General features: G+C 59.2%; 14 protein-coding genes. 7 read left to right on the top strand and 7 right to left on the bottom strand.

From position 1 onward, the window contains the following. Positions 1–91: 91 nt before the first annotated feature. A complete protein-coding gene (locus IMX17_RS10360; protein ID WP_193549746.1) occupies positions 92–1,192 on the top strand; it encodes a PQQ-dependent sugar dehydrogenase in 1,101 nt (366 codons plus the stop codon). A 13-nt stretch (positions 1,193–1,205) separates the two neighbouring features. On the opposite strand, the gene IMX17_RS10355 is transcribed toward IMX17_RS10360, so the two are convergent. Both IMX17_RS10355 and IMX17_RS10350 read right to left on the bottom strand, forming a co-directional pair. Further along, positions 1,206–1,826 (bottom strand): glutathione S-transferase family protein, encoded by a 621-nt coding sequence (locus IMX17_RS10355; protein WP_046897035.1) that lies wholly within the window; start codon positions 1,824–1,826, stop codon positions 1,206–1,208. Between the two features lie 91 nt (positions 1,827–1,917). Beyond that, complete coding sequence (locus IMX17_RS10350) at positions 1,918–2,574, bottom strand: HAD family phosphatase (RefSeq protein WP_033642497.1); 657 nt, start codon at positions 2,572–2,574, stop codon at positions 1,918–1,920. A 107-nt stretch (positions 2,575–2,681) separates the two neighbouring features. On the opposite strand from IMX17_RS10350, the gene IMX17_RS10345 reads away from it, so the two are divergent. Both IMX17_RS10345 and IMX17_RS10340 read left to right on the top strand, forming a co-directional pair. Next, positions 2,682–2,918, top strand: a complete 237-nt coding sequence (locus IMX17_RS10345; protein WP_182265135.1) for a hypothetical protein — start codon at positions 2,682–2,684, stop codon at positions 2,916–2,918. After that, positions 2,863–3,885 (top strand): isopenicillin N synthase family oxygenase, encoded by a 1,023-nt coding sequence (locus IMX17_RS10340; protein ID WP_033644235.1) that lies wholly within the window; start codon positions 2,863–2,865, stop codon positions 3,883–3,885. Before IMX17_RS10345 ends, IMX17_RS10340 begins: the two co-directional genes overlap by 56 nt. A gap of 59 nt (positions 3,886–3,944) precedes the next feature. Here the strand turns inward: IMX17_RS10340 and IMX17_RS10335 are convergent, their stop codons facing one another. Beyond that, the gene (locus tag IMX17_RS10335) at positions 3,945–5,090 is read right to left on the bottom strand and encodes a PLP-dependent aspartate aminotransferase family protein (RefSeq protein ID WP_025302206.1); all 1,146 of its coding nucleotides are present in this window, start codon (positions 5,088–5,090) and stop codon (positions 3,945–3,947) included. A gap of 12 nt (positions 5,091–5,102) precedes the next feature. Beyond that, a complete protein-coding gene (locus tag IMX17_RS10330; RefSeq protein WP_193549745.1) occupies positions 5,103–6,470 on the bottom strand; it encodes a cystathionine beta-synthase in 1,368 nt (455 codons plus the stop codon). 467 nt (positions 6,471–6,937) lie between these two features. Here IMX17_RS10330 and IMX17_RS10325 point away from each other — a divergent pair, with 467 nt between their 5' ends. Continuing rightward, a complete protein-coding gene (locus tag IMX17_RS10325) occupies positions 6,938–8,143 on the top strand; it encodes a serine hydrolase (RefSeq protein ID WP_033633487.1) in 1,206 nt (401 codons plus the stop codon). Between the two features lie 101 nt (positions 8,144–8,244). Here IMX17_RS10325 and IMX17_RS10320 read toward each other — a convergent pair whose 3' ends face one another. The 3 genes from IMX17_RS10320 to IMX17_RS10310 all read right to left on the bottom strand — a co-directional run bounded on the left by IMX17_RS10320 (position 8,245) and on the right by IMX17_RS10310 (position 10,139). Continuing rightward, positions 8,245–8,736, bottom strand: coding sequence for a fimbrial protein (locus IMX17_RS10320; RefSeq protein WP_227414547.1), 492 nt, complete (start codon positions 8,734–8,736; stop codon positions 8,245–8,247). A gap of 19 nt (positions 8,737–8,755) precedes the next feature. Continuing rightward, on the bottom strand, positions 8,756–9,574 hold the full coding sequence (locus IMX17_RS10315; RefSeq protein ID WP_033633691.1) for a fimbrial protein: 819 nt from the start codon (positions 9,572–9,574) through the stop codon (positions 8,756–8,758). A gap of 232 nt (positions 9,575–9,806) precedes the next feature. Continuing rightward, positions 9,807–10,139, bottom strand: a complete 333-nt coding sequence (locus IMX17_RS10310; RefSeq protein ID WP_025302211.1) for a hypothetical protein — start codon at positions 10,137–10,139, stop codon at positions 9,807–9,809. A gap of 664 nt (positions 10,140–10,803) precedes the next feature. Here IMX17_RS10310 and IMX17_RS10305 point away from each other — a divergent pair. From IMX17_RS10305 to IMX17_RS10295, 3 genes are all read left to right on the top strand, one after another. Continuing rightward, positions 10,804–11,325: a fimbrial protein gene (locus tag IMX17_RS10305; protein WP_025302212.1), complete on the top strand. Its 522-nt coding sequence runs from the start codon at positions 10,804–10,806 to the stop codon at positions 11,323–11,325. Between the two features lie 78 nt (positions 11,326–11,403). Next, positions 11,404–11,940, top strand: a complete 537-nt coding sequence (locus tag IMX17_RS10300) for a fimbrial protein (protein ID WP_033642500.1) — start codon at positions 11,404–11,406, stop codon at positions 11,938–11,940. A 47-nt stretch (positions 11,941–11,987) separates the two neighbouring features. Beyond that, positions 11,988–13,029 (top strand): fimbria/pilus outer membrane usher protein (locus IMX17_RS10295; RefSeq protein WP_193549743.1); only part of this gene is annotated, 1,042 nt, incomplete at its 3' end.

Raw genomic sequence — 13,029 nt, 5'->3', positions numbered from 1 at the left:
CGAAAAGGCAACCTGTTGAAATGTAATACAAACGACCGCTTCTGCTGAGTGGGCTACACTAAACGGGTCATTTTATCTTCAGGAGGACGCCATGCCCCGATTGACTCTGCTGGCCGGGTTGCTGCTGTGCAGCGGCCTGGCGCACGCCGCGCCGACGGTCAGCCAACTGCAGGACGGCCTGGAACACCCTTGGTCGCTGGCCTTCTTGCCGGCGGAACAAGGCCTGCTTATCACTGAACGGCCCGGCCGGCTGCGGCTGTGGCAGCAGGATAAAGGGCTGTCGCCGCCGATCGCCGGTGTGCCGCAGGTCTACGCTGAAGGGCAGGGCGGCCTGCTGGAGGTGCTGCCGGCGCCCGATTTCGCCGCCAGCCGCCGGGTGTATCTCAGCTTCGCCGAACCGGGCGAGGGCGGCAAAGCCGGCACGGCGGTCGGCTATGGCCGCCTGAGCGACGATGACGCGCGGTTGGAAAACTTTAAGGTGATCTTCCGTCAGCAGCCCAAGCTGTCGGTCGGCAATCACTTCGGCGGCAAATTGGCGTTTGATCGGCAAGGCTACCTGTTTATCACGCTGGGCGAAAACAATCAGCGGCCGACGGCGCAAGAGACCGACAAACTGCAGGGCAAGCTGGTGCGGCTGACCGCCGAGGGCGCCGTGCCGCCGGACAACCCCTGGGTCGGCCAGGCAGGTAAACGCCCGGAGGTTTGGTCTTATGGCCATCGCAATCCGCAAGGGCTGGCGTTGAACCCGTGGAGCGGCGCAATCTGGGAGCATGAGCACGGTCCGCGCGGCGGCGATGAGCTCAACATCCCGCTGCCGGGTAAAAACTACGGCTGGCCGCTGGCCACCTACGGTATCAACTATTCCGGCCAGCCGATCCCCGAGGCGAAAGGGGAGCGGGTGCCCGGCACCGAACAACCGCTCCACTATTGGCGGGTTTCGCCCGGCCTCAGCGGCATGGCGTTCTATGATGGGCAGCGCTTCCCCGCCTGGCGGCACTCGCTGTTCATCGGCGCGCTGGCGCAAAAGGCACTGATTCGCCTGACGCTGGAGGGGGACAAGGTGGTGGCGGAAGAGCGGCTGCTGGGCGATCGCGGCGAACGCATCCGCGAGGTGCGCAGCGGGCCGGATGGCTACCTGTATCTGCTGACGGACGAACGGGACGGCAAGCTGCTGAAGGTCGGGGCGTCCTAACGCCCCGCACGCGTCAGGTGAGTGCGCTCATCACGCCGCGCTGGTAGGCCGGGCGTGCGCGCAGTTGCTGATACCAGCGCTCCATGTTCGGCCGCGGGCGGCGGGCGATCGGCATTTCGAACCAGGCGTAGGCGAAGCTGCCGAGCGGGATATCGCCGAAACCGAACGCGCCGCCGGAGAGGTAAGGCTGGTGCGCCAGCGTCTGTTCGATGACGTCGAAGTGTTTTTCCAGCGTGGCGATCGCCGTTTCGATTTTCGCCATGTCGCGCAGCTCCGGCGCGGTGCGTATCAGGCCCCAAAAGACGATGGTGAAGGCCGGGACAATCGTCGAGGTGGTCCAGTCCATCCATTTCTCGGCGGCGGCGCGCGCCTGCAGATCTTGCGGATAGAACGTCGCGTCGCCGAATTTCGCCCCCAGGTAGCGCACGATGGTGTTGGACTCCCACAGCACGAAGTCATCGTCCTGCAGCAGCGGCACCAGGCCGTTCGGGTTCAACGCGCGGTAACTCTCTTCGTTGACTTTGCCGAACGCCCCGCCGGCGTTGATGTGGGTGTAGTTGAGCCCCAATTCGGCGGCGCACCACAGCACCTTCCTGACGTTGTTCGAATTCTCACGACCCCAAATGGTCAGCATGGGATAACTCCGTTAGCGGATAATAAGGACCCTCTATACCTACGCCACAACGCGCTTTTTGTCACACCGCAGGGCACTTTTTGTCTGCCGCTCAGCGTTCCCAGCGGCACACTTCCCAGCCGCGCTCCGCCGCCAGCGCGCTCAGTTCGCTGTCGGGGTTGATCACCGTGGCGCTGTCGACGAATTGCAGCATCGCCTTGTCATTGAGAGAGTCGCTGTAGCCGTGGCTGTGCTCGAACTTCAGGTGCGGGTGCTGCGCCAGCCAGTGCTGCAGGCGGATCACCTTGCCCTGTTGATAGGTCATGGTGCCGTAGGTGTTGCCGGTGAAGCGGCCATCGCTGATTTCCACGCCGATCGCCAGCGCATCGTCGGCGCCGAGCTGTTCGGCGATCGGCGCCACCAGATGCTCGCCGGTGGCGGAGATCACCAGGATGCAGTCGCCGCGTTCGCGGTGCCACTGCAGGCGTTCGCGGGCGGCGGGATAGACGCGCGGCAGGATGTCGCGGCGGATGTAACGCTGCACCCAGCCGGCCACGGTTTGCACGCTCAGGCCGGCCAGCGGCGCCAGCGTGGCCTGCATGTAGTCCTCCATCGACAGCTTGCCCTGATAATAGAGCTGCATCAGCTGCTGCTCCTGCAGTTCCAGCTCCGCTGGCGCGAACCCCTGGCCGACCAGCCAGCGGATCCACAGGCTGGCGCTGTCATCGTCAATCAGGGTTTCATCCAGGTCGAATAAGGCTAAATCCATCAGTATTTCTCCGGCAGGCAGGGTATGAGGTCGTTTACAGGATAGCGGATAGCGCACGTCGCCAGCCAGCGGCGTCGGCGAAATTGCGCAGAGCATAAGAAACATTGATGACGGTTTTGCGACAGTTTGTTGAACGTTTGCATAACTTAGAACGCAACAATATTGGCCGCTTCGGCGAGCGCGGTGATAACTATGAAGCAAATGCAGCTACCCGCTGGGGAGTGACCATGTTGATTATTCGCCTGTATGGCAGCCCGATCGCGATCGGGGAAGAAGAGGAACCGCATGATGACGCATCTGACGACGCAGAAGACGCTGCCGCTGCTGGATCTTTCGCAGCTTGATGGTGATGCGCGCCAACGGCGCGCCTTTCTCGACGATCTGCGCGCGGCGGCCCGCGACGTCGGTTTTTTCTATCTGCGCGGCCACGGCGTGGACGGCGCGCTGAATGCGCGGCTGCAGCACGCCGCGCGGCAATTTTTCGCCCTGCCGGAAGCCGACAAGCTGGCGGTGCAGATGGTGCATTCGCCGCACTTTCGCGGTTACAACCGGGCGGCGGCGGAACTCACGCGCGGGCAGCCTGACTGGCGCGAGCAGTTCGATATCGGCGCCGAACGCCCGGCGCTGACGCTGTCTGATGACACGCCGCGCTGGGCGCGCCTGCAGGGGCCAAACCAGTGGCCGGCGGCGCTGCCGACGCTGAAACCGCTGCTGCTGCAGTGGCAACAGGCCATGACCGCCATGTCGCTGCGGCTGCTGCGCGCTTTCGCTTTGGCGCTGTCGCTGCCGGAGCAGGCGTTCGATCGCTTGTACGGCGAGAAGCCCAACGAGCACATCAAACTTATCCGCTATCCGGGGCGGGACGCCACCGGCAGCGCACAGGGCGTCGGCGCGCACAAGGACTCCGGGTTTCTCAGCTTTTTGCTGCAGGACGCGCAAAAAGGGCTGCAGGTAGAGGTGAGCGAAGGGCAATGGATAGACGCGCAGCCACGTGAAGACACCTTCGTGGTGAACATCGGCGAGCTGCTGGAACTCGCGACCAACGGCTATCTGCGCGCCACGGTGCACCGGGTGGAAACGCCACCGGCGGGGCGCGACAGGTTGTCGATCGCTTTCTTCCTCGGCGCGCGGCTGGACGCGGTGGTGCCGTTGTATCAACTGCCGCCGCAGCTGGCGGCACAGGCGCGCGGCCCGGCCAGCGATCCGCTCAACCCGCTGTTTCGCGACGTGGGCGACAATTACCTGAAAGGGCGTATCCGCTCTCACCCCGATGTGGCGCACCGTTTTTATCAGGATGTCATCGGCGTCTGAACGCCGGGCGTAAAAAAGCCCGGCGCGTCGGCCGGGCTGATGGTGTGCTGATGCGGCGATTATTCCGCCAGCGCCTGCTGCAGATCGGCGATCAGATCTTCCACATCCTCAATCCCTACCGACAGGCGCACCAGCTGCGGCGTGATGCCGGTTGCCAGGCGCTGTTCCAGCGGAATGGAGGCGTGCGTCATGCTGAACGGTTGGCTGATCAGGCTTTCCACGCCGCCCAGGCTTTCCGCCAGGGTGAACAGGCGCGAACGCTGGATGACCCGACGCGCATAGGCGTCGTCGCCTTTCAGCCGTACCGAGATCATGCCGCCGAAGCGCGTCATCTGGCGCGCCGCCAGCTCATGCTGCGGATGGCTCGGCAGGCCGGGGTAATAGACGTTTTCCACCTGCGGCTGGCTCTCCAGCCACTGGGCGATGCGCAGCGCGCTGTCGCTGTGGCGCTGCATGCGCAGTGCCAGAGTGCGAATGCCGCGCAGCGTCAGGAAGCTGCTGAATGGATCGAGAATGCCGCCGACCGCGTTTTGCAGGAAGCCGAGCTGTTCCGCCAGCGCCGGGTTATCGCCCACCGCCGCAACGCCCGCCACCACATCGGAGTGGCCGTTGAGGTATTTGGTGGCGGAGTGCACCACCACGTCAAAGCCCAGATCCAGCGGGCGTTGCAGATACGGCGAGGCGAAGGTGTTGTCCGCCACGCTGATGAGCTGATGCTTTTTGGCGATTGCGGCGATGGCGCTCAGGTCCGCCAGCTTGAGCAGCGGGTTGGTCGGCGTTTCGACCCAGATCATTTTGGTATCCGGTTCGATCGCCTGTTCCAGCCCGGCGAGATCCGCCGGCGACACGTAAGTCACGCGCAGGCCGGCGGTGCGGCTGCGCACTTTTTCCAGCAGGCGATAGGTGCCGCCGTACAGGTCGTCTACCGCGATCAGGTGGCTGTCTTTATCGAGCAGCTCCAGCACCGTGGAGCAGGCCGCCAGACCGGAGGCGAAGGCGTAGCCGCGGCTGCCGCCTTCCAGTTCGGCGATGGCGCTTTCCAGCGCGGTGCGCGTCGGGTTAGCGCTGCGGGAGTATTCGTAGCCGGTATGTTCGCCCGGCGCCGGTTGGGCGTAGGTGGAGGTGGCGTAAATCGCCGGCATCACTGCGCCGGTCGCGTCTGGGGTGTAACCGGCGTGAACGGTCAACGTATCAAACTTGGCCATAATGGGTCCTTATTAACGTAATTTTTGGCGCCAGGCGTTAAGCACGTCTGTGCGGGTAATCAGGCCGAGGAAGCGCTCGCCGTCGAGCACCACCGCGACGTGGCCATGGTTGAAGGTGGCCTGTAATTCCTCGTAGCCGGCTTCCTTTTGCAGCGTCTGGACCTGCTTGGTCATCGCGCTGCCGGCCGGCAGGCTGAAGTGGGCGGCGTCGGCCTGGACGGCGTTCAGCAGATCCCACTCATCGATCAATCCGACCACCCGATCGCCTTCCAGCACCGGTAGCTGCGAGATGTCGTACAGCCGCATACGGGCGTGCACGATCGCCAGCGTGTCGTCCGGCGCGGCGGAAACGGCGGCGCCTTCGTCGTGGCGATAGGCGATCAGATCGCGCAGATCGCCGTGCTGCGGTTTGCTCAGCAGGCCCTGCTCCAGCATCCAGTGGTCGTTATACATTTTAGACAGGTATTTGTTGCCGCTGTCGCAAACGAAGGTCACGACCCGCTTGGGTTCGGTTTGCGCGCGGCAGTAACGCAGAGCGGCGGCCAGCAGGGTGCCGGTGGAGGAGCCCGCCAGCACGCCTTCCTTGCGCAGCAGATCGCGCGCGGTGGTGAAGGCTTCTTCATCGCCGATGCGGTAAGCGTGGCGCACCTGGTCAAAGTCGCTGAGCGGCGGGACGAAGTCTTCGCCGATGCCTTCCACCAGCCAACTGCCCGCTTCGCCGATTTGGCCGTGGTCGAGATAGTCCGCCAGGATAGAGCCGGCAGGGTCGGCCAGCACGAATTCCGTCTGCGGCGAAACCTCGGCGAAATAGCGGCTCAACCCGCCCAGCGTGCCGCCGGAACCGACGCCAACCACGATGGCGTCCACGTCATGATCCATCTGCCGCCACAGTTCGGGCGCGGTGGTGGTGGTATGGGCCGCCGGGTTGGCCGGGTTGTTGAACTGATCGATATAAAAGGCGCCGGGGATCTCCTCGGCCAGGCGTTTAGCGTAATCCTGATAATAAGCCGGGTGCCCCTTGCCGACGTCCGAACGGGTCAGCAACACCTCTACGCCCAGCGCGCGCAGGTGGAAGATCTTTTCGCGGCTCATCTTGTCCGGCACCACCAGCAGCAGCTTATAGCCTTTCAGCGCCGCCACCAGCGCCAACCCCAGGCCGGTATTGCCGGCGGTGGCTTCGATGATGGTGCCGCCCGGCTGCAGTTTGCCGTCGCGCTCGGCCTGCTCGATCATCGACAGCGCCACACGGTCTTTGATCGAACCGCCGGGGTTTTGGTTCTCCAGCTTGACGAACAGCCGGCACGGGCCGGTATCAAACTGGGTCAGTTCCAACATCGGGGTATTGCCAATCATCTCGATGACGGAATGGGGGATCGCCATGACTCATCTCCAGGATTATTCGGTATAAAAGTCGTTGTGCGGATGATAGCGCTGAGGATAAGCGCTTTAAAAAGAACAAATAACGGTTCTATATGCCATTATGGAATATATTAATCTTTTTTAGACGTATGGAAGCGCAGATGTTTAGCGGTGCAGATGCTTGGCCGTTTAGCCGTGGATAGGGGCGAAAGTGCGCGTCTCGATGCTTTTTTGAACGATAAGTGCGTGCCTGCGTACAGTTATGTAAAAATGCTGAAAATTCACGCTAAACCCTGCAAAAATAAGATAAATCACATAAACTCACAGCAAGGGCATTTTCGGTGTGTTGTGTTACCCGCTACGGGCGCCGCAGGGGGTTGCGGCCGGCACGCGCGCACCGGGCCACTCTCGCTGGTTGGCTTAAAACGTGAACATGTTTGAAAGTTAACGCTATTTCAATGGTTTTGAATGGACACTCTGGCGACGTCATGATGAAAAAAAACTTATCCACTTCCCTGAAAAAACTGACCTTCAGCGTAGGTATCCTGTTGCTGGCCGCCCCGGCCGTACACGCGGCCGAGCCGCCGGCGCCGCCGCAGGTAGACGCCAAGGCCTTCATTCTGATGGATTACAACAGCGGCAAAGTGCTGACCGAAGGCAATGCCGATACGCGTCTCGATCCCGCCAGCCTGACCAAGATCATGTCCAGCTACGTGATCGGCCAGGCGATCAAGGCCGGCAAGATCAAGCCGGAAGACATGGTCACCGTCGGCAAAGACGCCTGGGCGCCCGGTAACCCGGCGCTGCGCGGCTCTTCGCTGATGTTCATCAAGCCGGGCGATCAGGTGCCGGTACTGGAGCTGAATAAAGGCATCGTGATCCAGTCCGGCAACGACGCCAGCATCGCGCTGGCGGACTACGTGGCGGGCAGCCAGGATTCGTTCGTCGGCCTGATGAACAACTACGCCAAATCCCTGGGCCTGCAGAATACCCACTTCCTGACGGTGCACGGCCTGGATGCGGAAGGGCAGTACAGCACAGCGCGCGACATGGCGCTGCTGAGCCAGGCGCTGATCCGCGACGTGCCGGACGAATACGCGCTGCATAAAGAGAAAGAGTTCACCTTCAACAAGATCCGCCAGATTAACCGCAACCGTCTGCTGTGGAGCAGTAACCTGAACGTCGACGGCATCAAGACCGGCTACACCAGCGGCGCCGGTCACAACCTGGTGGCGTCCGCCACCGACGGCCCGATGCGCCTGATCTCGGTGGTGCTGGGCGCGCCGAGCGATCGCGTGCGCTTTAGCGAAAGCGAAAAGCTGTTGACCTGGGGCTTCCGTTTCTATGAAACCGCGACGCCGATCAAGGCCGATAAACCGTTCGTCACTCAGAAAGTGTGGTTCGGCGACGTCAGCGAAGTGCCGCTCGGCGTGGCGAAAGACGCCTCGGTCACCATTCCGAAAGGGCAGATGAAAAACCTGAAGGCCAGCTACAAGCTGACCCAACCGACGCTGGAAGCGCCGCTGGCGAAAAACCAGGTGGTCGGCACCATCGATTTCCAGCTGGACGGCAAAACCATCGAACAGCACCCGCTGGTGGTGATGCAAGAGGTGAAAGAGGGCAACTTCTTCAGCCGCATCTGGGATATGGTGATGATGAAGCTGAGCCAGTGGTTCGGCGGGATCTTCGGCTAAATACCCTGATGTGAGGAGCGCGCCTCAGGCGCACGATCCTTGACCAAGCCGCAACGGAGACGTTGCGGCTTTTTTTTCGCGAGTTTCTGAGATGCGGGTGTTTAAAAGTAGTCCACCAGCATGGTGGCGCCGCTGGTAAAATCACCTTCCGCCAGGGAGACGGCGCTGTTTTTTACCGGCACCGCATCAAGCGTCGGTGGATTGGCGTAGTCGATGTTCAGCGGCGTATTGATGGCGAAGGCCTTACCGTTGGCCAACAGCTTGATGCCCAATCCAGTGACGCTGCTGGTCAACACGCTGTTGTCAAAGGCCGCCGCGCTGCCCATGATCTTCATTTTCAACTGGCGGCTGTTATCCAGAAACTCGCATTTGATGCTGTAATCGATGCGTTGCATATAGCGGCTGCCGTCGATGCGTTTGATGCCGACCTTGCCGAAGTCGATATCGATGGTGCGCCCGTCGTTGATCACGCAAGGCGGAGGCGCCACCACGGTGGCGGTGATGTTGACTTTGGTACCCTGATCGGCGGCCTGAGCGGCCGAGCTAATCAATTCCAGCGCCAACAGCAGGGCGCAGCCCGTTTTTATCGTCATGTTCATTCTGGCTCCCGTCTCAAGGTGCGCTGAAGATCAGCGTGGCCGAGCCCGACAGCGGACCGGTGGCGATGCTGGTGTAAGGGACATTGTTCTTCACCGGTACAAAGGTGACGGTGTCGTTGCCCAGACCGTTGACGATGCGCGTTCTGAAGGCATTGTTGGGCTTTACCACCGCGCCGTTGTGCACCATGGCCACGCCGACGTTGGGGTTGGTGGTCTTGATAAAATCGCTGGAGAAGCCGCTGGCGTCGCTGACCATCCGGATCAGAATATCCTGCGTCGCACTCTGATCGTCGCATTGGTAGCTGAGCGCTTTGTCCTGTTTGATCTGGGCGTCGTTGGCGCTCTGGGTCAGGAAGTCCTGGCGGATCTGACCAAAATCGACATTAATTTGCTGGCCGTTGTTGATGGTGCAACTGGTGGTGACGAAGTAGGCGTCGTTGTCGGCGATCAGGCGCCAGCGATAAACGCCGCACTGTGGGCAGCCCGGTTGATCGTTGGTCTGAATAAAGTTGATTTGGCCGATGACGTCACCCTTATTCACCTTGATGTCCGGCGTTGGGAAACGGTTCAACACGATATAGACCCGGATGGCGACAGACTGGGTCTGCAAGCCGGTGAGGCTGAGTACGCTGATGCCGGCAGGCACCGGGGAGTTATAGTCGCTGCCGTTGATGGTCGTGCCGCTGCCGATCGAGCCAAAAATCGCGCCGTTCATCGACAGCGCCGGGCTATCGGTTTTGAGATAGTCGTACCAGCTCGCGACGTCGTTTTTACAGGTGACCTGGCTGACGTTGACGATTTCGTTTTTGCCATAAGAAAGCTGCGGTCCGATGCGAACCCGGACGTCAACCGGCGTGGCCGATCCCCCCGGGGGAATAAGTCCGCCATCGGACGTGCGGCAAGTAAATGCGTTGGCATTGCCAAACAGCAGGAAGAAAGAGAGTGCCAGGCAGCAACGTAAAAATAGCAGGGCTGTTTTTCTCACGATAATATCCCGATATATATAAATGGTGTGCGGCGTTACTCCGCAATGAAATATTGCCAATCAGGCCGGCTGGCCATATTTATTCCGTTAAAGGAGAGTGAGATGCATCTTTGTTGGGTATGCCGTTGTTATCGCCACCGTCCAGCAACGCGGTGGGATACCACCTCAACGAGTTGTTGATTGAGCCGTCCGTCACAATCACTTCTTGTCGGGCGACAAGATCCAATAACAGCCGTCGAGCCCGGTAAACACCGACGTTGACGGCATTGGCCAGTTGCCGTGTCGAGAGCCACTGCTGCTGTGGCGGCGGCCCGGCGACGGGACATTGACGGGGCGATTGCGCGAATAATGTTTGCAGCAGATCGTGCTGCAATTGCCGTATTTCCTTTTGTTTCGGAGATAACGCTTCCATAGCACTTCCTCTGTATTCCGATTGCCGTATTCCTAAGAAAAAACAAACATTCGCCGTCTACCAATAACGAGGTAAAACGCGAACAAAGAAAATTCCTATCTATTTATCAGGATTGAAAAAAAAGGCGTTGCCCGCCCCGTTTTTACCTATGTTCAGGTAGGGGTGGCGTCACGCAGAAACCTAAAATTTTGGTTTATTATATTCACAAAGAGCCACTTTGCGATCTGATTACTTGTGAATCTCGCAAAAACAGGATATTGCTCTATAAAAGTATTTTTTACGATCTATGAGCCTAAAAATAACAGTAAATTAACTTTAATTAGGAAATAAATTGCGAATGTTCGCCTTGATCAAAAAAAGCCTTTTTTTGCTGAGAGGTATTTGCCAGAATATTCATCGCCGGACAAGAAGGGCGGATTAGAAAGTATTGGCCCCTGCTTGTTGTGATTTCGTTTATTTTTATAGGGCGAATTCATTAATGGGTGGGCCGCTGCAGACTTACCGTTATCGACTTTTTATTGTCGGTGCCTTTGGGTTTTGGCAGTTAACCAACTAGCAAGATGCTAAAGAATCAGGGCTGCGCACATATAAGCGCGAGCAGGTTTCCTGTTGCTCTTTTTCTTGATTGGAATATGCATTTTTTCTTATAAGGAATATAGGTTCTATGAAACTTAACAAAATCATGATGGCTGCAGTGATTGCATTTGGCGCAAGTTCTTTTGCACAGGCAGCCGATCAGGGACACGGTAAGGTCACCTTCACGGGCTCTATTATTGATGCGCCATGCTCTATTGCGCCTGAGTCGATCGATCAGACCGTAGATCTGGGCCAGGTGTCCAACGTGGCGTTGAAAAACGGCGGCAAATCCAACCCGCGTCCGTTTGAAATCAAGCTGGAGCAGTGCGACATCACCACCCTGAAAACCGTTAAAACCACCTTCAGCGGCGTAGCATCGTCTACCGATAAGGATCTGCTGGGCATCGCGGGCACCGCCAGCGGCGCCGGCGTAGCCATCTCTTACAACGGCCAGCCGATCAAACTGGGGGAAGCGACTACCGCGCAGACTCTGAACACCGGCAACAACACCCTGCATTTCGCCGCCTATCTGCAGGGCGAAGGCGCTTCCGCCGCCATCGTTCCGGGCGACTTCACCGCCGTAGCCGATTTCACCCTGGCTTATCAGTAAGTGAGTCCGAAGGCTTAATCAACCAGGCATGGGGTTCGCCGCATGCCTGGTGAATCTCCCTGTCAAAGGAATGTCGCGATGTTTTTACCAAGGAATCGAGCGGGTGCCGTTCTTTTGGCGTCGTTGGCGTTTGCGCCCGGCTATGCAACTTCCGCCGCGCAGGGGTGGGGCAAGGTCAGCATGCACGGCGCCATTATCGACACCGCCTGCGCCATTGCCGCCGGCAGCCGCGATCAGACGATCGATATGGACACTCTTCCTCTCGGGCAGATCATTCGTGACGGCCAGGGGATGACCAAACCTTTCAGTATTGAATTGGTCAACTGCATTTTGGAACGACCGGAAAACAAACCTGATTGGAAATTCTTTCAGGTCACGTTTGATGGTTATGCGGAAGGCGCTCTGTTTGGCGTACAGGGCGAGGCGCGCGGCGTCGCATTGAAGATAAAAGACAGCAACGGCACGCCGGTTATTCCAGGGAAACCCTTACCGATGGAAGGAATAATACCGGGAAATAGAGTGCTGAATTATTCCATGACGTTGATGCCGAATCATCAGCCGTTGAAGGCGGGAGCGTATTTTTCCACAGTGCGTTTTAAGCTGGATTATTTTTGATTTTTTCTCGTACTGACGGTTAATTCGTTATTGAAAGGACTTTTATTATGCTTTCACCGGCAGGGAAGTTATTTCGTCTTCAAGCTTTGGGGCTCTGTGTTGCCCTTTCTCTGGGAAATCCGATTGCGTTGGTCTATGCCGCCGACGTTATTCAATTCAATACTGACGTATTAGACATCAACGATCGTAAAAATATCGATCTGAGCCAATTTACGCGCAGCGGCTACATCATGCCGGGCGTTTATACCATGGTGGTGCACGTCAATAAGAACGACCTGCCGGAACAGCCAGTGACGTTTTTGGCGCCTGAGAACGATCCTAAAGGCAGTGAAGCCTGTCTTTCACCGGCATTGGTCAACCAACTGGGGCTGAAAGAAAAACTGTTAAGCACGCTGAACTGGACACACGGTGGCCGCTGCCTTGACGCCTCCAGTCTGGCGGGGATGGAAGCGCGCGGCGATCTCGCCAGTTCCGCGCTGTATCTCAACATCCCACAGGCCTATCTGGAGTACAGCTCGGAAAACTGGGATCCGCCTTCGCGCTGGGATGACGGTATTCCCGGGCTGCTGTTTGACTATAACGTCAACGCCCAAACGCAAAAGCACCAGAAAGGCGGCAGCAGCTACAGCCTGAGCGGCAACGGCACCGGCGGCGCCAACCTGGGCGCCTGGCGCCTGCGCGCCGACTGGCAGGCCAACCTCAACCACCAGACCGGATCTTCTCAGCCGACTGATAAACAGTTCGACTGGAGCCGCTATTACGCCTATCGGGCGATCCCGGCGCTGCGTTCGCGGCTGACGATGGGGGAGGATTACCTGAACTCCGACATTTTCGACAGCCTGCGCTTTACCGGCGTCAGTCTTCGATCCGACGACAGCATGTTGCCGCCCAACCTGCGCGGCTATGCGCCGGAAGTGACCGGCGTGGCGAAAACCAACGCCAAGGTGGTGGTCAGCCAGCAAGGGCGCGTGCTGTATGAAACGCAAGTGGCGGCGGGGCCGTTCCGCATTCAGGACATCAACGACGCCGTTTCCGGCGAGCTGGACGTGCGCGTCGAAGAGCAGGACGGCAGCGTGCAGGAGTTCAAGA

It is taken from the genome of Serratia sp. X3, assembly GCF_014982455.1.
In the GTDB taxonomy this organism is placed as follows: domain Bacteria; phylum Pseudomonadota; class Gammaproteobacteria; order Enterobacterales; family Enterobacteriaceae; genus Serratia; species Serratia ureilytica.
The sequence above is the reverse complement of the archived record's forward strand: the minus strand, read 5'-3'. Positions and strand labels throughout refer to the sequence as shown.